Origin of the sequence: Streptomyces sp. NPDC088785, from assembly GCF_044750685.1 — a bacterium.
Taxonomy (GTDB): domain Bacteria; phylum Actinomycetota; class Actinomycetes; order Streptomycetales; family Streptomycetaceae; genus Streptomyces.
In genome coordinates, this window is the sequence record NZ_JBIVKH010000022.1 from 13,399 (window position 1) to 32,391 (window position 18,993).

The window sequence follows — 18,993 nt, forward strand, 5'->3', positions numbered from 1 at the left end:
CGGCCCCGACCGTGACGAGGAGCGCCGTGCATGGACCAGCAGGACTACTTCGACCTCGGCCGCCACACGCGTCCCGTGACCACGACGTCCACCGCCGCGCAGACCTGGTTCGACCGCGGCCTGAACTGGACCTACGCCTTCAACCACGAGGAGGCCGTCCGCTGCTTCGAGGCGGCGGCGCTGGCGGACCCCGGCTGCGCCATGGCGGAGTGGGGCCTGGCCTACGCGCTCGGCCCGCACTACAACAAGCCCTGGGAGTTCTTCGACGCCCGCGAACTGGCTGAGACCGTCGCGCGCACGCACGCCGCCGTGGAGCGCGCCCTCACCAAGGCCGCGAAGCCGGACGCCGACCCGGTCGAGCGGGAGTTGATCGAGGCGCTGCGGGCCCGCTACCCCCGGGCCGTCGCGGCGTCCGCCGAGGAGTGCGCCGTCTGGAACACGGCCTACGCCGACCGCATGAGCGCCGTCCACCGGCGCGCCCCCGACGATCTCGACGTGAGCGCCCTGTACGCCGACGCGCTCATGAACCTCACCCCCTGGCAGCTGTGGGACCTGCGCTCCGGTCGCCCGGCGCCCGGCGCCCGCACCGCCGAGGCCCGCGAGGTCATCGAGCGGGCGACGACCGGCCCGGCCGGCGCACGCCACCCGGGGCTGCTGCACGCCTACATCCACCTGATGGAGATGTCCCCGACCCCCGAGGCGGCGCTGCCCGCGGGCGACCGGCTGCGCGGCCTGGTGCCGGACGCGGGGCACCTGGAGCACATGCCCTCCCACCTGGAGGTGCTGTGCGGCGACTACCGGCGGGTGCTCTCCGACAACACGGCGGCGATCGCCGCCGACGAGAAGTACCGGGCGCGGGCGGGCGACTTGAACTTCTACACCCTCTACCGCTGCCACAACCTCCACTTCAAGCTGTACGGCGCCATGTTCCTCGGCCGCCACCAGGACGCCATGGACACCGTGCGCCGGCTCGAAGAGGCCGTCCCCGAGGAGCTGTTGCGCGTCCCGAGCCCGCCGATGGCCGACTGGCTCGAAGGGTTCGTCGCGATGCGGGTGCACGCCCTGATCCGCTTCGGCCGCTGGACCGAGCTCCTCGAACTGCCGCTGCCCGACGACCCGGAGCTGTACTGCGTGACCACCGCCATGCTGCACTACGCGCGCGGGATCGCCCTCGCCGTCACCGGCCGGACCGACCGGGCGCGGACCGAACGCGACCTCTTCCGCGCGGCACGCGCCCGGGTCCCCGGCACCCGCATGCTGTTCAACAACACCTGCGCCGACATCCTGGCGATCGCCGCGCGGATGCTCGACGGCGAACTCGCCTACCGCGAGGGGGACGTCGAGGAGGCGTTCACGGCCCTGCGGCACTGCGTCGAACTCGACGACACCCTGCCCTACGACGAACCCTGGGGATGGATGCAGCCGGCCCGGCACGCCCTGGGCGCGCTCCTGCTCGAACAGGGCCGGGTCCCGCAGGCCGCGGCCGTCTACCGCGCCGACCTCGGGCTCGACGACACCGTGCCGCGCGCCCGGCAGCACCCCCGCAACATCTGGGCGCTGCACGGCCTGCACGAGTGCCTGGTGCGGCTCGGGCAGCAGGACGAGGCGCGCATCCTGGCCCAGCAGCTGACCCTCGCGGCCGCGCTGGCCGACGTCCCCGTGACCGCGTCGTGCTTCTGCCGCACGACGGCGCAGCCGGGCTGCTGCCCGCAGGACGGCTGATCAGGCGGTGGCGGTGACCTTGGCGATGAACGCCGACACGTTCGCCACCGTCCGCTCGATCTTCTCCTCCAGCGTCAGCGTCTCGTGCATCCGCGCACCGGCGCCCGCGTCCTTCAGGCCGCGCACGTAGAGCGAGCAGGCCAGATCGCTGCACAGGTAGGCACCCACCGAGTCGCCCTGCTTCCCGGCCCGGCCCGCCTTCGGCGCGACCAGGAGCGCGACACCGCCGGTGTGCGTCGTGACGCACACCGAGCACATGCTGCGCCGCGTCTGCCACGACATCGCCGACTGCGCGCCGCGCAGCACGAGGCCCTGCGGGCGCCCGTCGATCTCCGCCACCAGATAGGCGCGGTCCGGCGCCTGCGGATCGCGCCAGCCGAGGAAGTCCAGGTCCTCCCACGGCCGCTCCGCCAGATCGCGCGGCACGGACAGGCGCTTCGCCTCGCCCTTGCTGCAATTCACGAAGGCACCGCGGATCTCTGTCTCGGTCAAAGGCTTCATACGGCCGAGGCTAAGTTGCCTAAAGGTTTTAGGCAAATGCATAATGGTCGTGGTCGCAGGGGTGAAGGATGTCGGAAAGGATGGCCATGGTGCGTGCGGGGCTCAACGCGGAACGGCTGGCGCGGGCCGGGGCCGAGCTGGCCGACGAGGTCGGCTTCGAGCAGGTGACCGTCTCGGCGCTCGCCCGGCGCTTCGACGTCAAGGTGGCGAGCCTGTACTCCCACGTGCGGAACTCGCACGACCTCAAGACCCGGATCGCGCTCATCGCCCTCCAGGAGCTCGCCGACCGCGCCGCCGACGCCCTCGCGGGCCGGTCCGGCAAGGACGCCCTCGTCGCGCTGGCCGACGTCTACCGCGACTACGCCCACGAGCACCCCGGCCGCTACGCCTCCGCCCAGTTCCGCCTCGACCCGGAGACCGCCGCCGCCAGCGCCGCCGTGCGGCACTCCCAGATGACCCGCGCCCTGCTGCGCGGCTACGACCTGCCCGAACCCGACCAGACCCACGCGGTGCGCCTGCTCGGCAGCGTCTTCCACGGCTACGTCAGCCTGGAGATGAGCGGCGGCTTCAGCCACAGCGCCCCCGACTCCGACGCGAGCTGGACCCGAGCCCTGGACGCGCTCGACGCCCTGCTGCGCGCCTGGCCCGAGGAGAAGAAATGACCACCCCCCTGATCGCCGTCCCGCTCACCCCCGACCTGCTGCGCGGCGCCCTCGACGTCGAACGCACCCCGCTCGGCCTGCTGCCGCACCGGCTGCCCGCCCGGGCGCGCGCCCAGAACACCGACGGGCAGCTCGCTATGGCCGAGTCCCAGCCCTCGGGCGTCCGCCTCGCCCTGCGCACCCGCGCCACGACCGTCGAACTGGACACGCTGCCGACCAAGCGCGTCTACGCCGGCGCCCCGCCCCGCCCCGAGGGCCTGTACGACCTGGTGATCGACGGCCGGCTCGCCGGGCAGGGCAGTGTGCACGGCGGCCACACCCTCACCATCGACATGGGCGCGGGCACCTTCGACCTCACGCCCGGGACGCCCGGCACCCTCCGCTTCACCGGACTGCCCGACACCCTGAAGGACATGGAGATCTGGCTGCCGCACAACGAGACGACCGAGCTGGTCGCCCTGCGCGCCGACGCCCCCGTCGAGCCCGCCCCCGCGGCGCGGCGCCCCGTCTGGCTGCACCACGGCAGCTCCATCAGCCACGGCTCCGACGCGGCCAGCCCGTCCACCACCTGGCCCGCGCTCGCCGCGGCCCGCGCGGGCGTCGACCTGGTCAACCTGGGCTTCGGCGGCGGCGCCATGCTCGACCCGTTCACCGCGCGCGCCCTGCGCGACACCCCGGCCGACCTGATCAGCGTCAAGGCCGGCATCAACATCGTCAACGGCGACCTGATGCGCATGCGGGCCTTCACCCCCGCCGTGCACGGCTTCCTCGACACGATCCGCGAGGGGCATCCGACGGCCCCGCTGTTCGTCGTCTCCCCGATCCTCTGCCCGATCCACGAGGACACCCCCGGACCCGCCGCCCCCGACTTCCGGGACATCGCCGACGGCAGGATCGCGTTCAAGGCCACGGGGGACCCCGCCACCGTCGCCCAGGGCCGGCTGACCCTGCGCACCATCCGCGCCGAGCTGGCCCGGATCGTCGAGCAGCGCGCGGCCGACGACCCGCACCTGCACTACGTGGACGGGCTCGACCTCTACGGCGAGCGCGACCACGCGGAGCTGCCGCTGCCCGACCGCCTCCACCCCGACGCGGCCGCCCACCGGCGCATCGGCGAGCGCTTCGCCGACCTGGCGATCATCCCTCTGAGCGGGCGGGTTAGCATATGAGCGCCATCTAGCTCGAAAGAGATGATCGTGACTGTCAACGACGACTCGTTCACCAATTGGAAGCACCGCGAGGAGACCGCGGAGGCGATGATCCCGATCATCGGGAAGCTGCACCGCGAGCGGGACGTGAACGTCCTGCTGCACAGCCGCTCCTTGGTGAACAAGTCGGTGGTGAGCATTCTCAAGACCCACCGATTCGCCCGGCAGATAGCCGGCGCAGAGCTCTCGGTCACCGAGACGATGCCGTTCCTGCGGGCCCTGTCCGGCCTCGACCTGGGCCCCTCCCAGATCGACCTCGGCATGCTCGCCGCCACCTACAAGGACGACGGGCGCGGCCTGAGCGTCGAGGAGTTCACCGCCGAGGCCGTCGCCGGCGCCCTCGGCACCGGGCGGATCGAGCCCGGCGCCGGCCGCGACGTCGTCCTCTACGGCTTCGGCCGCATCGGCCGCCTCGTCGCCCGCCTGCTCATCGAGAAGTCCGGCTCCGGCAACGGCCTGCGGCTGCGCGCCCTCGTGGTCCGCGGCGGCGGCGAGTCCGATCTGGTCAAGCGGGCCTCGCTGCTGCGCCGCGACTCGATCCACGGCCCGTTCCAGGGCACCATCACCGTGGACGAGGCGAACAGCACCATCGTCGCCAACGGCAACGCGATCAAGGTGATCTACGCCGACGACCCGTCGGAGATCGACTACACGGCGTACGGCATCACCAACGCGATCCTCATCGACAACACCGGGAAGTGGCGCGACCGCGCGGGCCTGTCCACGCACCTGCGCCCCGGCATCGACAAGGTCGTCCTCACCGCCCCCGGCAAGGGCGACGTCCCGAACATCGTGCACGGCGTCAACCACGACACGATCAAGCCGGACGAGCGGATCCTGTCCTGCGCCTCCTGCACCACGAACGCCATCGTGCCGCCGCTGAAGGCGATGGCCGACGAGTACGGCGTGCTGCGCGGGCACGTCGAGACGGTCCACTCGTTCACCAACGACCAGAACCTGCTGGACAACTACCACAAGGCCGACCGCCGCGGCCGCTCCGCGCCGCTGAACATGGTCATCACCGAGACCGGCGCCGCCTCCGCCGTCGCCAAGGCGCTGCCCGACCTCAAGGCGCCCATCACCGGCAGCTCCATCCGCGTCCCCGTCCCGGACGTGTCGATCGCCATCCTCAGCCTGCGCCTGGGCCGTGAGACGACCCGCGAGGACGTCCTCGAACACCTGCGTGGCGTCTCGCTGACCTCACCGCTCAAGCGGCAGATCGACTTCACCGACTCGCCGGACGCGGTCTCCAGCGACTTCATCGGCTCGCGCCACGCGTCGATCGTCGACGCCGGCGCCACCAAGGTCGACGGCGACAACGCGATCCTCTACCTCTGGTACGACAACGAGTTCGGCTACTCGTGCCAGGTGATCCGCGTCGTCCAGCACGTCTCCGGCGTCGAGTACCCCACCTTCCCGGCCCCCGTCGCCTGACGGGCCGGCGCGCGACGGGCCGGGCCGCCCCGGCGGCCGGCCCGGACCCGCCGCTCAGGCGTGGTCGAACTCCTCGGGGTAGTGACGCCGCAGGACCTCGATCACCGGACGCAGGGAGTCCGCGCTGTCCCCGCGCAGCCGGGTGAGCGAACGGACGAGTGCGTCGAGCCGCGCGACCACCTCCTCGCTCAGCCGGTCCCGGTCCCGCCGGTGCGCAGTGACCAGGACGTCCAGGAGCCGCGCCGTCTGCGGACTGCTCAGCGACAGCGCTTCGAGACCGCGCATCACACGCGCGTGCAGATCGTCCAACTCCGCGTCGGGCAGCGCCGTGACGTCGTCGAGGACGAGCCGCATCAGACTGTTCGCGACCGAGGTCGCGGGCTCGCCGTGCAGCGGGGTGAACGTGGTGACCGCGACCCCCAGGTTCGCGAACACCGGATCCAGCGTGTGCCGCACGATCGAGTCCGTGGTGGTGCCCGCCACCGACACCTTGTGCCACATCTCGTCCCAGTACGTGCGCTGCCAGGTCCGCCCGGCGGCGCCCTCGCCGAACCCGAAGAGCCAGTTGGCGTCGATGGGCCGCGGGTGCTCGAGGACCCGGTCGTCCCGCAGGACGATCTCCAGCGCCCGGGTCCCGTCCGCACCCCAGTGGCGCCGGGTCGTGAAGCTCAGCGCGAAGTCCGTCCACTGCGCCTCGTCCATCGCGGACCGCCACAGCAGGCAGTGCCGGCCCCACCGGTGCACGGCCGCCTGCGCGTCCGGGAACAGCTCGGCCGCGGTCGTCCGCCCGCGCAGCACCAGCACCATCAGGACCAGATTCGACTCGTACAGGCCGTGCCGGGCGGCCGTGCGCAGGTTGTCCGGCCGGTAGGCGGGATACTCCTCGGACGTACGGGTGCGGTGATGCCCGCGCAGCACCCGGATCAACTGCCGTGCCAGCGGCTCGCGTTCGTCCTGCGGGATGCGCCCCGCCAGCTCCCGCAGGAACCGCAGCATCTGCCGCGACGCCAGGGGCGCGTAGGACAGCAGCGCGTACGCCAGCTCGTCGTCGATGCGGCTCTCGCCGAGCGACAGGCCGGGGCGCTGCGCCATCAGGTCGGTCAGCAGCCGCACGGCGAGCCGGACCGCCAGGTACTCGCCGAACGTCGCGTGCAGGAACTCGTACGTCGACAGCACCTGGCCGCTGCGCACCGACTGCGACCGCTGCACGAAGAAGAACCGGCCGAGCGCGATCTCGGCCGCCCCGAGCGGGGCGCGGAAACCGCTGGACGCGGCGGCGTCCCTGCCGAGCAGCGCCACCAGATCGTCCTCGAGCTCCGCGGCCGACACCCACTGGCGATGCCGGTTGAGCAGGGCGAAGGCGACCAGCGACAGGCGTTGCAGCTCCCGCTCGACGCGCGCCGCCGTCTCCGTGTCCGGCACCGCGTCCCGGGTCGACTTGCCGACCTCGCGGCGCGCGAACGACGACAGCAGCTCCTCGTACAGCTCGGTGACGGCGAGCGGCGAGCCGTCCCGGTTCAGCCCGCCCTCCGTGGCGTCGTACAGCGCCAGCATCGTCAACAGCAGCGGCTGGGAGGCCAGTTCCGCGTGCTGGGCGACCGCCTCCCAGGTCAGCGGCGCCAGGACGTGCGCGTTGGCGTCGTTCCAGAGGGACAGCCAGCGCTGGATCTGCGCGGGCCGGAACGGCTCCAGGCGCAGCGCCACCAGGCCCTCCGGATAGCGCGCCCGGTCGGCGACGGTGGTCCGGCTGGTTACGACCGCCAGGACGGAACGGCCCTGCTCCGCCTCGCGCCGCTGGAAGCGGGCGACGCGGATCAGGAAGTCGTTGTGGTGCACGCCCGTGGTCTGGAGCAGCTCGTCGAACCCGTCGAGGAGCAGCACCGGCGTCGAGCCGCCCGCGGACCTGACCAGCTCGGGCCAGGACGTGCGCTCGCCCGTGGCGACCCGCACGGCCAGCTCGATCTGGTCCTGGAGCTCGTCCTCGGCGCGCACGTCCCGCAGCGGGACCCGCACCGGCAGGAACCCGGCCTCCGGCAGCCGCGCGGCGAGCACCCGCGTCAGCACGGACTTGCCCGCCCCCGGCTGGCCCAGGACGAGGAGCGGGGCCTGCGCGAGCGCCGGGTTGGTCAGCGCACCCGCGAGGTACCGCGTCAGGTCCTGGCGCACCCCGAACCGCTGCCACCAGGACTCGTCGGCCGGCCCCGACTGCCCCTGCGGCTGCGCCACCCGGAAGTCGGGGTCGAGGTACATCTCCCGCAGCGACGGGACGCGGATCCCCTCGGGCGCCGTGGTCGCGTCCAGCACCGGACGGCCGAGCGTGGCGGTGTGCGCCCGGGCCAGCGCGGCGGCGACATCGGCGGGCGGAGCGAGGTGCGCGGCGGACTCCGCCAGCAGCGTCCGTACGCCGTCCAGGGCGCGACGGACCTCGGCGCGGGTCGCCTGATGCTCGTTCTGGGTGATCCAGAAATTGAACTCCGGTGCGGCCAGCGCGAGTTGCGCGTACAGGTCGGCGTACCGGCGCACGGCGTCGTCGACCAGCGCGTCATTGAGGGCCGACATGGTGTCGAACTGGCCCTGGTCCTGGAGGCGTTCCCAGACCCGCAGCCCGGTCAGGAACTGCCGGAACTGCGCGCACACCGACGCGTAGAACGACTCCAGATCGACGGCCAGCGCCTCCGGCGGATGGTGCGGCGCCGGGAACAGCACGTCGGCGGCGAGCAGTTCGCGGACCAGGTCGTCCCCCGCGCGCCCGTCGGCGCCCACCAGCCGCAGCTGCTCACCCCGGGTCAGCTCCACGTCGTCGAGGGAGAACGGCAGCCGCGCCTCGTCCAGCGCCTCGAACCACGCCACCACCACGATCACCGTGTGCGCCGCCCGCAATACCTCGGTCCGCTCGGCCCGGTGGCCGGCCCGCCCCAGCCGCTCCGCGACCCCGTGCACCGCGTCGCGGCCCGCCCCGATGATCCGGCCGCGCCCCGACACCATCCCGAGCAGCGTGCCGCTCGCCCCGCCGGTCGCGAGATTCAGCGCACCGCCGACCGCCCGGTCCAGAGCGGTGATCCGCGCCGAGTCCACCCCCAGCAGCGTCAAGGCGTCCGCGAACGACAGCAGCCCACGCGACCCCACCGCACCACCCCCGTCGTCCCGTCCGGCCCGGCCGCCGGCCCCCGCCCCACCCTAGAGAGGCGAGCCCCCGCGCGGTGCCGCATTGTGCCGCACGACGCGGTCCATGGCGCACCCGTTTACCCTCCGTGGCCCCGATGGCTTACGGTGTGGCGCGTGGACAGTCAGGGTGAGCGCGGGCTACGGCTGCGCCTGACCGGGGCCGCGGCCCTCGCCGCCATATCGGCGGCGGCCGGGACATGGGCGTACGGCCGCAGCGGCGCGTCCGCCTCCCACCTGGTGCGCGACCTCGCGGTCGGCGGTGCCTACGCGGTCGCCGGCCTCGTCGCCTGGCGCCGCAGACCCGCCAACCACACCGGCCTGCTGATGACGGCCGAGGGCATCACCTGGTTCTTCGGCAACCTCCAGGGCAGCGCCGTGCCCGCCCTGTTCAGCTTCGGCGCCTGGTGGGAGGCGCTGAACATGGCGCTGCTGCTGCACCTGGTGCTGTCGTTCCCCGAGGGCCGCCTCACCACCGTCCTCACCCGCCGCCTCGTCCAGAGCGCCTACGTCCTCGTCGCCGTCGGCGGGCTGATCCGCACGCTGCTGTTCGACCCGGCGCGCAACACCGACGCGACCTACCTCGACTGCACGGACTGCGGCCCCAACCTCATCGCCGTCCCCGCCTGGAACGGCGCCTTCGACACCTTCGACGCCGCCTACCACGCGGCCGGCTGGGTGCTCTCCGCCGTCGCCGCCGTCGCCATCGTGCAGCGCTGGCGGCACGCATCGGCGGCCCGCCGCCGCGCACTGCTGCCGGCCTGGCTGGGCATCGGCATCGCCGTCGTCTTCCTGATGTGGGACATGCTGTTCTACGTCGTGCCCTGGTTCGGCGACTCCGACTCCCTCACCGCGCAGGCCGTCTACCTGCTCTCCGACCTCTCCCAGGTCGCCGTCCCCTTCGCCTTCCTCGCCGGGCTGCTGCGCATGCACCTCCAGCGCGCCGAGGTCAGCGGTCTCGTCATCGACGTGGGCACGGACCCCGACCCGGCGCGGGTGCGCGAAGCCCTCGTACGCGTCCTCGGCGACGCGACGCTGCGCCTCGGCCTGTGGCGCGAGGAGCGGGCGGCCTACGTCGACGGGTCCGGCCGTGAGGTCGGCGCCGACGGCCCCGGGCGCACCCCGGTGCGCGCCGCCGACGGCCGCCCGCTCGCCCTGCTCCACCACGACCCGGCTCTCGCGGACGACCCGGAGCTCCTCGACTCCGTCGCCGCGGCGCTGCGCCTCGCCCTGGAGAACGTCTGGCTGCGCACCCGCGCCAAGGACGTCGCGAGCCGGATCGTGCAGGCCGCCGACGCCGAGCGCGGCCGCCTGGAGCGCGACCTGCACGACGGGGCGCAGGCCCGCCTGGTCTTCGCCCTGATGGCGGTGCGGCGGGTGCGCCGCGGACTGGCCGACCACCCCGATGCGGCGCTGCGCGTCGCCGCCGACGAGGCGGAGACGAGCCTGCGCCTGGCCCTGGAGGAACTGCGCGGCATCGCGCACGGCATCCACCCGGCCGTGCTCACCCGCGAGGGCCTGGCCCCCGCCCTGAACGCGCTGGCCAAGGAGGCCGCGATGCCCGTGGTCGTCGCCGCGGAACAGCACCGCTACGACGCGCTGGTGGAGACCACCGCCTACTTCACGGTCTGCGAGGCCCTGTCGAACGCGGCGAAGCACGCGGGCGCCCGCGCCGTCAGCGTCTCGGCCCGGCGGGAGGGCGACCGGCTCGTCGTCGAGACCGTCGACGACGGCGTCGGGGGAGTCGACACCACGCACGGCACCGGTCTGCGCGGCCTGGCCGACCGGCTCGCCGCCGTCGACGGCGTCCTGCACATCGACAGCCCCGCCGGCGGCGGGACCAGAATCAGGGCGGAGCTGCCGTGCGGGTGATCGTGGCCGAGGACTCGGCGCTGCTGCGGCAGGGCATCGTCCGGCTCCTCACCGACGAGGGGATCGAGGTGGCCGCGGCCTGCGGCGACACCGGACCGCTGCTCGCGCTCGTCGCCGAGCACCGCCCCGACGCCGTGCTCCTCGACATCCGGATGCCGCCCACGCACACCGACGAGGGCCTGCTCGCGGCGGCCGCGATCCGCGCCGAGCACCCCGGCACCGGCGTGCTCCTGCTCTCCCAGTACGTGGAGACCACCTCGACGGTGCAGGCGCTGGCCCAGCAGCCGGAGGGCTTCGGCTACCTGCTCAAGGAGCGGGTCGCCGACATCGACGAACTGGGCGGGGCCCTCAAGCGGGTCGCGGCGGGCGGGACCGTGCTGGACCCGCTGGTGGTGAGCCGGCTGATGGAGGCGCCCCGGTTGCCGGGGCCGCTCGACGACCTCACCGGGCGCGAACGCGACGTGCTGGCCCTGATGGCCGAGGGCCGCTCGAACGAGGCCATCGCGCGCAAGCTCGTCATCGGCGGCAAGACGGTCGAGACCCACGTCCGCAACATCTTCGGCAAGCTGCGCCTCGAACCCGACCTGCGGGAGCACCGCCGGGTGATGGCGGTGCTCACCTACCTGCGCGGCTGAGGCGCCCGCGCCGGTCAAGAAATCCCGGCTGCCCGCTCCGTAGACGACGGCCGTTCCCCCGTGTCCCCCGTGCTCCCCCGTACGTCGTCCGCGGAGCGGTGCCGGACCTCCACAGTAGGCAGTCGCGCGGCGGGGGACATCAGGGCAGGCCCTGAGATGCGGAACACCACCCATCGCTTTGATCACGGCATGCCCCTTTTTGGTCACCCGGGTCCTCTTCCCAGCCGCGTCCGAGCGGGTCTATAGTCCAAAACTAGCACTGCTAATTAAGCGGTGCCGATCCACCGCGTCCCGGCTGTTCCCTGGAGTTGACTGTGCGCCCCGTTCACTTCGCCGCCGCCCGTCGCACCCCGATCGGGAAGCTGCGCGGCGCGCTCTCCCCGGTGCGGCCCGACGACCTCGCGGCGACGGTCGTCGCGGGGCTGGTCGCGGACGCGCCCACCCTCGACCCGGCCCGCATCGACGACATCTACTGGGGCGCGGCGAACCAGGCGGGCGAGGACAACCGGAACGTCGCGCGGATGGCCGCCCTGCTCGCGGGCCTGCCCGAGACGGTGCCGGGCGCGACCGTGAACCGGCTGTGCGCCTCGGGCATGGAGGCCGTCACCACCGCCGCCCGCACCATCGCCGCAGGCGAGGCCGACGTGGTGCTCGCGGGCGGCTCCGAGTCGATGAGCCGTGCCCCGCTCGTCCTGCCGCGCCCCGACGAAGCGCTGCCGCACACGATGCAGACGCACGACACCCGGCTCGGCTGGCGCCTGACCCACCCCCGGATGAAGGACCTGCACGGCGTCCTCGCCATGGGGGAGACCGCCGAAGAGGTCGCCGACCGGTACGGCGTCCCGCGCGAGCGGCAGGACGCCTTCGCCCTCCGCAGCCACCGGAACGCGGCCGCCGCCCGCGACGCCGGCCTGTTCGACGCCGAGATCCTGCCCGTCACGCGCCCCGACGGCGTGGTCGTCGCCGCCGACGAGTGCATCCGCCCCGACACGTCGCTGGAGAAGCTCGGCGCCCTCCGACCCGTGTTCCGCCAGGGCGGCTCGGTGACGGCGGGCAACGCGTCACCGATGAACGACGGCGCCGCCGGCCTGCTCCTGGTCAGCGAGGAGGCGCTGGAGGAGTTCGGGCTGGTCTCCCTCGGCCGCTATGTCACCGGGGCATCGGCGGGCGTCCACCCCGACCTCATGGGCATCGGCCCGGTGCCCGCCACCCGCAAGGCGCTGGAGCGCGTCGGCTGGACGATCGCCGACATCGAGGAAGCCGAGTTCAACGAGGCGTTCGCCGCCCAGGCCCTCGCCTGCGTCGACAGCCTCGGCATCGACCCCGAGCTGGTCAACCCGACCGGCGGCGCCATCGCCCTCGGCCACCCCCTCGGCTGCTCCGGCGCCCGCATCCTCACCACGCTGCTGCACCGGCTGCGCCGCACCGGCGCGGCCCGCGGCCTCGCCACCATGTGCGTCGGCGTCGGCCAGGGCAGCGCCGTCCTCGTCGAGCGCGCCTGACCCGCACCGCGAACCTCCCCCGCAACCGAGCAGACCACCGGCCCAACGACCTGGTTCACCGCAGCACCAGCGCAGTACGGAACGGAGCACCACCCGCCATGGCAACCCTCTCCCTCGCCGCGATCCTCGCCGAGAACGCCCGCCGCCGCCCCACCAAGGTCGGCCTCGTCGAGGGCGGACTGCGCCTCACCTTCGAGGAGTTGTGGCTGAACGCCCGCAAGCAGGCCGCCGCCCTCACCGGCCTCGGCGTCCGCCCGGGGGACCGGGTCGCCCTCATGGCACCCAACACCGCCGACTTCCCCCTCGCCTACTACGCGGCGCTCACGACCGGCGCGGTCGTCGTCCCCGTCCACCTGCTGCTCTCCGTCGAGGAGGTCCGGCACGTCCTGACGGACAGCGGCGCCACCCTGCTCCTGTGCCACCCGGCGCAGGCGGCCGTCGGCGCCGCCGCCGCGGAGGCGACCGGCGTCCGCATGCTGACGCTGGGCGCGGGCGGCGACCTGGACCGGCTGGCCTCCGCCGCCGAGCCGGTGGGCTCGTACGTCACCCGCGAGGCCGACGACCCGGCCGTCGTCTTCTACACGAGCGGCACCACGGGCGTCCCCAAGGGCGCCGAGCTGAGCCACTTCAACCTGGTCATGAACGCCACGGTCTCCGCGTTCGACGCCCACGACGTCGCCGCCGACGACATCGCGCTCGGCGCGCTGCCGCTCTTCCACGCCTTCGGCCAGACCGTGTCCATGAACGCGACCTGGCGCGCGGGCGCGACCCTCGTCCTGCTGCCGCGCTTCGACGCCGCGCGCGCCGTGGAGCTGATGGTGGCGGAGCAGGTGAACACCTTCCACGGCGTCCCCACCATGTACGTGAACCTGCTCGCGGCGGCGCCCGCCGCCGACCGGCTGCCCGAGCTGAAGATCTGCGTCTCGGGCGGCGCCTCCCTCCCGGTGGCCGTCCTCGAAGGCTTCGAGAAGGCGTTCGGCGCCACGGTCTTCGAGGGGTACGGCCTGTCGGAGACGTCCCCCGCGGCCGCCGCCAACCAGCCCGTCTTCGGCGCCCGCCCCGGCACCATCGGCCACCCGCTGTGGGGCGTCGACGTGGAGATCGCCCGCGCCGAGGTGGAGGACCGGGTGGAACTGCTGGAGTGCGGCGAGCTGGGCGAGGTCGTCGTGCGCGGCCACTGCGTCTTCACCGGCTACCTCGGCCGCCCCGAGGCCACCGCCGAGGCCCTGGTGGACGGCTGGTTCCGCACCGGCGACCTCGGCACCAAGGACGCGGACGGCTACCTGCGCATCGTCGACCGGAAGAAGGACATCATCATCCGCGGCGGCTACAACGTGTACCCGCGCGAGGTCGAGGAGGTCCTGATGCGGCACCCCGGCATCGGCCACGCCGCCGTGATCGGCCTGCCGGACGACGTCCACGGCGAGGAGATCTGCGCCGTGATCGTCCCGAAGCCCGGCGAGACCCTGGACGCCGCCGCCGTGACGGACTGGTCCAAGTCCCACCTCGGGAAGCACAAGTACCCCCGCCGCGTCGAGTTCACCGACCAGCTGCCGCTGGGCCCCAGTATGAAGATCCTCAAGCGCGAACTGAGGTCCGCGTACGGCAGGTAGAGCGCGCTGTCGCCCGGGCGGCACCGCAGCCCGGGCGACGAAGAGGACCGGGCCGGCACCTCCCAGTGCCGGCCCGGTCCTCTTCGCTCGACCGACGGCGTCAGTCGGTGCCGAACTCCATCGCGGCGCGGTCCAGCGCCTCGTCCTCCTCGGACACCTCGCCGCGGGAGGCGATGGCCTGCGCCCCGCCCTCCGGCAGCGCGCCGATGAGCCCGGCGCCGAGCGCCGAACCACCGGAGCCGAGCAGCCCGAGCCCGGCGTACTGCTCCAGCTTCGAGCGCGAGTCGGCGATGTCCAGGTTCCGCATGGTGAGCTGGCCGATCCGGTCCACCGGCCCGAACGCCGAGTCCTCGGTCCGCTCCATGGAGAGCTTGTCCGGGTGGTAGCTGAACGCCGGGCCCGTCGTGTCGAGGATCGAGTAGTCCTCGCCGCGCCGCAGCCGCAGCGTGACCTCACCGGTGACGGCGGCGCCGACCCAGCGCTGGAGCGACTCGCGGATCATCAGCGCCTGCGGGTCCAGCCAGCGGCCCTCGTACATCAGGCGGCCCAGCCGCCGGCCCTCGCTGTGGTACTGGGCGAGGGTGTCCTCGTTGTGGATGGCGTTCACGAGCCGCTCGTAGGCGGCGTGCAGCAGCGCCATGCCCGGGGCCTCGTAGATGCCGCGGCTCTTCGCCTCGATGATCCGGTTCTCGATCTGGTCCGACATGCCCATGCCGTGCCGGCCGCCGATGGCGTTGGCCTCCATCACCAGGTCGACGGCGGAGGCGAACTCCTTGCCGTTGACGGTGACCGGGCGGCCCTGCTCGAAACCGATGGTGACGTCCTCGGTGAGGATCTCCACCGACGGGTCCCAGAACTTCACGCCCATGATCGGCTCGACGGTCTCGACGCCGGTGTTGAGGTGCTCCAGGACCTTCGCCTCGTGGGTGGCGCCCCAGATGTTGGCATCGGTGGAGTACGCCTTCTCGGCGGAGTCCCGGTAGGGCAGGCCGTGCTCGACCAGCCACTCCGACATCTCCTGGCGGCCGCCCAGCTCGGTCACGAAGTCCGCGTCGAGCCACGGCTTGTAGATCCGCAGGTTCGGGTTGGCGAGCAGGCCGTAGCGGTAGAACCGCTCGATGTCGTTGCCCTTGAAGGTGGAGCCGTCGCCCCAGATCTGTACGTCGTCCTCCAGCATCGCCCGCACCAGGAGCGTGCCGGTGACCGCGCGGCCCAGCGGCGTCGTGTTGAAGTACGCGCGACCGCCCGAGCGGATGTGGAACGCGCCGCAGGTCAGTGCGGCCAGGCCCTCCTCGACCAGCGCCTCGCGGCAGTCGACCAGGCGGGCGATCTCCGCGCCGTAGGCCTGCGCGCGGCCCGGCACCGAGTCGATGTCGGGCTCGTCGTACTGGCCGATGTTCGCGGTGTAGGTGCACGGGACGGCGCCCTTGTCGCGCATCCACGCGACCGCGACGGACGTGTCGAGGCCGCCCGAGAAGGCGATGCCGACGCGCTCGCCGGCGGGAAGGGAAGTGAGGACCTTGGACATAGGAAGAGTATGCATCACCACTCATGGTTATGCAAAGCCATCCGGGGTGACACCGGGGAACGCGTGCAGTGCGAAAGTGTCCGGGCACGCGCGGCAGGCGGAAAACCCCGGACAGGCGGAGACGGACCACATGCACGACATACTCGGCGTCACCCCGTGGGGCTTCACGGCCCTCGCCGCCGCGGCCCTCCTGGTGGGCTTCTCCAAGACGGCCGTCAGCGGGGCCAACACGGTCAGCCTCGCCGTCTTCGCCGCGATCCTGCCCGCCCGCGCCTCGACCGGCGTCCTGCTGCCGATCCTCATCTTCGGCGACGTCCTCGCGGTGCTCACCTACCGCCGGCACGCGCACTGGCCGACCCTGTGGCGGCTCTTCCCGGCCGTGGCCGGGGGAGTGGTCGTCGGCACCGTGTTCCTCGCGTTCGCCGGTGACGGGCTGGTCCGCGGCTCCATCGGTGTGATCCTGCTGGTGATGGCGGCCGTCACCGTCCGGCGGCGCCGGCGCGCCGGGGCGTCCGGAGCCGAGGGGTCAGGGGAGCGGGAGGGGAGCCCCACGCGCGCGGCCCGCGTCAAGGCGGGCTCGTACGGCGTGCTCGGCGGCTTCACCACGATGGTCGCCAACGCGGGCGGCCCCGTGATGTCGATGTATCTGCTCTCCGCCGGGTTCAAGAAGCTGGGCTTCCTCGGCACCTCCGCGTGGTTCTTCCTCATCGTGAACTCGGCGAAGGTGCCGTTCAGCGTCGGCCTCGGCCTCATCGACGGGCGCTCGCTCCTGCTGGACGCCGCGCTGATCGCCTTCGTCGTGCCCGGCGCGCTCATCGGCAAGGCGGCCGTGAACCGCATCAACCAGCGGCTCTTCGAACAACTCGTGATCGTGGCGACGGTCCTGGGCGGCCTGCAACTGCTCCTGCGCTGAGACGGAGGCGACGGGTCGGAAACGGCCTGGGTCGGGCCCCGGTCGACCTGGGCCCCGGTCGAGCGGGGTCCCGGTCGGCCGGAGTGCCGGTCGGCTTCGCTCCGGGTTCAGGGAGCCGGTGCGGTCAGTGGGCGGTCGGAGGCGGGCTGGTGCGGCAGTCCGTGCGCGAGGTCCTCGGCCAGGAGGCGCTTGGCGATCGAGTCGACCGCCGCCCGCAGGTCCTCGCCCGCCGGCCTGCCGAGGTCGGCCTCGACCTGCCGGCTCAGCCAGTCGCCCCAGGCGCGGTTGAGCACGTCGGCTTCCCGTCGGCCCGCCTCGGTGTGCGAGAAGTACGACCCCGTACGCGTCAGGTAGCCCTCGTCGACCATCCGCTGGAACACGGGCACCAGCACCTCCGGCGGCAGCCGGCGCCGCGCCGCGATCATGCCGAGGGAGGCGTGCCCGACCATCCGCGTATAGAACTCCACCTGCATCACGGCCCACGAACCGGCCATGTCGAGACGGCTGTCGGAGGAGTCCAGGATCTGCCGGGCGGTCGTCAGGCTTGAGGTCTTCACGATGGTGCCGACGGCCCGCTCCAGCAGGTGCGAGGAATCCCCGGTGGAGGGCTGCGCGAACCCCTCGCCCATGTCCGTGGACCCCATCCGGGCCGTGTCGCGCAGCTGCACCTGTTTGAGGAAGAGCGCCACCACGAACCCGACGAGCGCCACCGGCACCGTCCACAGGAACACGGTGTGCAGCGAGTCCGCGTACGCCTGCGCGATGGGCTCGCGGGCCGCCGCCGGCAGCGCGTGCAGGCCCTCCGGGCTCCGGGCCGCCTTGGCCAGCGTGGCGGGATCGATGCCGGTGCCGGCCCGCGCCGCCTCCGCGATGCCGTCGGCGAGGTTCGGCTTCAGCGTGTTGGCGTAGATCGTGCCGAACACCGCGGTGCCGAAGGAACTGCCGAGCGTGCGGAAGAAGGTCACGCCGGACGTGGCCGTGCCCAGGTCCTCGTACTCGACGGTGTTCTGCACGGCGATGGTGAGCACCTGCATGCACAGCCCGATGCCGAGACCGAGCACGAACATGTACAGCGACTCCAGCCACGCGGAACTGGACGTCCCCATCAGGGACAGCAGATACAGCCCCACCGCCATGACGAGCGAGCCGATGATGGGGAAGATCCGGTACCGGCCCGTCTTGCTGACGACGTTGCCGGAGAAGATCGACGCGATCAGCAGACCGATCACCATCGGCAGCGTGCGCACGCCGGAGATCGTGGCCGAGTCCCCGTCCACGTACTGCAAGTACGTCGGCAGGAACGTCATCGCGCCGAGCATCGCGAAACCGACGATGAAGCTGAGGATCGAACAGACCGTGAAGACCGGGTTGGCGAACAGCCGCATCGGCAGCATCGGTTCGGCCGCGCGCGTCTCCACCCAGCAGAACAGCCCGAGCGCGACGAGCCCGCCGACGAACAGGCCGATGATGACACCGGAGCCCCACGCGTACTGGTTGCCGCCCCAACTCGTCGCCAGGATCAGGGCGCTCGCCCCGACCGCGACGAGCCCGATGCCGAGATAGTCGATCACCGGCCGCGCCGCCGACTTCACCACCGGGATGGTCCGGGCGGCGGCGATGACCACGACGATGGCGATCGGCACGTTCACGTAGAACGCCCAGCGCCAGGTCAGATGGTCCGTGAACAGGCCGCCGAGCAGCGGTCCGATGACCGTGGACACCCCGAACACGGCACCGATGGCGCCCTGGTACTTGCCGCGCTCGCGCAGGGGGATGACGTCCGCGATCAGCGCCATCGCCGTGACCATGAGACCGCCGGCGCCGACGCCCTGCACCGCGCGCCAGATGATGAGCAGCGTCATGTTCGTCGACAGGCCGCACAGGAACGAGCCGGTGATGAAGATGATCGCCGACGCCTGGAAGACGATCTTGCGCCCGAACATGTCGCCGAACTTGCCGACCAGGACCGTGGCGACCGTCTCCGCGAGCAGGTACGAGGTGACCACCCACGACATGTGCGCCGCGCCGCCCAGGTCCGAGACGATCGTGGGCAGGGCCGTGCCGACGATCGTCTGGTCCAGTGCCGCGAGCAGCATGCCGAGCATGATCGTCACGAAGACGACGTTCCGGCGACGCTTGTCCAGTACCGGTGGGGCCGGGGTGGCGGCTTCAGCCGTGGTGGTGGTCACCCTGGCAGGGTCACACCGGGGTGCCGGGCCCGCATGCGGGTGGGGCCGGACC

At 72.6% G+C, this 18,993-nt stretch carries 13 protein-coding genes; 9 read left to right on the plus strand and 4 right to left on the minus strand.

Going from position 1 to position 18,993, the window contains the following annotated elements; translation table 11 throughout:
• Nucleotides 1–30 precede the first annotated feature (30 nt).
• Nucleotides 31–1,722, plus strand: a complete 1,692-nt coding sequence (locus tag ACIP5K_RS34535; protein ID WP_401416215.1) for a tetratricopeptide repeat protein — start codon at nt 31–33, stop codon at nt 1,720–1,722.
• Here the strand turns inward: ACIP5K_RS34535 and ACIP5K_RS34540 are convergent, their stop codons facing one another.
• Nucleotides 1,723–2,223 carry an FBP domain-containing protein gene (locus tag ACIP5K_RS34540; RefSeq protein WP_401416218.1) on the minus strand — a complete coding sequence of 167 codons (501 nt, stop codon included), beginning with the start codon at nt 2,221–2,223 and terminating at the stop codon, nt 1,723–1,725.
• An 86-nt stretch (nt 2,224–2,309) separates the two neighbouring features.
• Here ACIP5K_RS34540 and ACIP5K_RS34545 point away from each other — a divergent pair, with 86 nt between their 5' ends.
• The 3 genes from ACIP5K_RS34545 to ACIP5K_RS34555 are packed head-to-tail and all read left to right on the plus strand — an operon-like array spanning nt 2,310 to nt 5,527.
• Nucleotides 2,310–2,885 (plus strand): TetR/AcrR family transcriptional regulator, encoded by a 576-nt coding sequence (locus tag ACIP5K_RS34545; RefSeq protein WP_401416298.1) that lies wholly within the window; start codon nt 2,310–2,312, stop codon nt 2,883–2,885.
• Nucleotides 2,882–4,054 carry a GDSL-type esterase/lipase family protein gene (locus tag ACIP5K_RS34550; protein WP_401416219.1) on the plus strand — a complete coding sequence of 391 codons (1,173 nt, stop codon included), beginning with the start codon at nt 2,882–2,884 and terminating at the stop codon, nt 4,052–4,054. Before ACIP5K_RS34545 ends, ACIP5K_RS34550 begins: the two co-directional genes overlap by 4 nt.
• Before the next feature lie 27 nt (nt 4,055–4,081).
• Nucleotides 4,082–5,527 carry a glyceraldehyde-3-phosphate dehydrogenase gene (locus ACIP5K_RS34555; protein ID WP_401416222.1) on the plus strand — a complete coding sequence of 482 codons (1,446 nt, stop codon included), beginning with the start codon at nt 4,082–4,084 and terminating at the stop codon, nt 5,525–5,527.
• Nucleotides 5,528–5,581: 54 nt separating this feature from the next.
• Here the strand turns inward: ACIP5K_RS34555 and ACIP5K_RS34560 are convergent, their stop codons facing one another.
• Complete coding sequence (locus ACIP5K_RS34560; RefSeq protein WP_401416224.1) at nt 5,582–8,653, minus strand: NACHT domain-containing protein; 3,072 nt, start codon at nt 8,651–8,653, stop codon at nt 5,582–5,584.
• Nucleotides 8,654–8,806: 153 nt separating this feature from the next.
• Between ACIP5K_RS34560 and ACIP5K_RS34565 the strand changes: the two genes are divergently transcribed.
• From ACIP5K_RS34565 to ACIP5K_RS34580, 4 genes are all read left to right on the plus strand, one after another.
• Nucleotides 8,807–10,561: a sensor histidine kinase gene (locus tag ACIP5K_RS34565; RefSeq protein WP_401416227.1), complete on the plus strand. Its 1,755-nt coding sequence runs from the start codon at nt 8,807–8,809 to the stop codon at nt 10,559–10,561.
• Complete coding sequence (locus tag ACIP5K_RS34570) at nt 10,558–11,196, plus strand: response regulator (protein WP_401416301.1); 639 nt, start codon at nt 10,558–10,560, stop codon at nt 11,194–11,196. The genes ACIP5K_RS34565 and ACIP5K_RS34570 overlap by 4 nt, the downstream gene beginning before the upstream one ends.
• Before the next feature lie 314 nt (nt 11,197–11,510).
• A complete protein-coding gene (locus tag ACIP5K_RS34575; protein WP_401416229.1) occupies nt 11,511–12,698 on the plus strand; it encodes a thiolase family protein in 1,188 nt (395 codons plus the stop codon).
• A gap of 98 nt (nt 12,699–12,796) precedes the next feature.
• The gene (locus ACIP5K_RS34580) at nt 12,797–14,311 is read left to right on the plus strand and encodes a long-chain fatty acid--CoA ligase (protein ID WP_401416232.1); all 1,515 of its coding nucleotides are present in this window, start codon (nt 12,797–12,799) and stop codon (nt 14,309–14,311) included.
• 100 nt (nt 14,312–14,411) lie between these two features.
• Here ACIP5K_RS34580 and argG read toward each other — a convergent pair whose 3' ends face one another.
• Nucleotides 14,412–15,839 carry an argininosuccinate synthase gene (gene argG, locus ACIP5K_RS34585; protein ID WP_401416234.1) on the minus strand — a complete coding sequence of 476 codons (1,428 nt, stop codon included), beginning with the start codon at nt 15,837–15,839 and terminating at the stop codon, nt 14,412–14,414.
• 130 nt (nt 15,840–15,969) lie between these two features.
• Here argG and ACIP5K_RS34590 point away from each other — a divergent pair, with 130 nt between their 5' ends.
• Nucleotides 15,970–16,752, plus strand: a complete 783-nt coding sequence (locus ACIP5K_RS34590; protein ID WP_401416236.1) for a TSUP family transporter — start codon at nt 15,970–15,972, stop codon at nt 16,750–16,752.
• Nucleotides 16,753–16,859: 107 nt separating this feature from the next.
• Here ACIP5K_RS34590 and ACIP5K_RS34595 read toward each other — a convergent pair whose 3' ends face one another.
• On the minus strand, nt 16,860–18,941 hold the full coding sequence (locus ACIP5K_RS34595; protein WP_401416239.1) for an MDR family MFS transporter: 2,082 nt from the start codon (nt 18,939–18,941) through the stop codon (nt 16,860–16,862).
• Between the last annotated feature and the right edge of the window lie 52 nt (nt 18,942–18,993).

What these genes read in the sequence shown, in the direction of transcription:
- ACIP5K_RS34535 (WP_401416215.1), top strand. Translation starts at nt 31, where the DNA reads ATGGACCAGCAGGACTACTTCGACCTCGGCCGCCACACGCGTCCCGTG.
- ACIP5K_RS34540 (WP_401416218.1), bottom strand. Translation starts at nt 2,223, where the DNA reads ATGAAGCCTTTGACCGAGACAGAGATCCGCGGTGCCTTCGTGAATTGC.
- ACIP5K_RS34545 (WP_401416298.1), top strand. Translation starts at nt 2,310, where the DNA reads ATGGTGCGTGCGGGGCTCAACGCGGAACGGCTGGCGCGGGCCGGGGCC.
- ACIP5K_RS34550 (WP_401416219.1), top strand. Translation starts at nt 2,882, where the DNA reads ATGACCACCCCCCTGATCGCCGTCCCGCTCACCCCCGACCTGCTGCGC.
- ACIP5K_RS34580 (WP_401416232.1), top strand. Translation starts at nt 12,797, where the DNA reads ATGGCAACCCTCTCCCTCGCCGCGATCCTCGCCGAGAACGCCCGCCGC.
- argG (WP_401416234.1), bottom strand. Translation starts at nt 15,839, where the DNA reads ATGTCCAAGGTCCTCACTTCCCTTCCCGCCGGCGAGCGCGTCGGCATC.
- ACIP5K_RS34590 (WP_401416236.1), top strand. Translation starts at nt 15,970, where the DNA reads ATGCACGACATACTCGGCGTCACCCCGTGGGGCTTCACGGCCCTCGCC.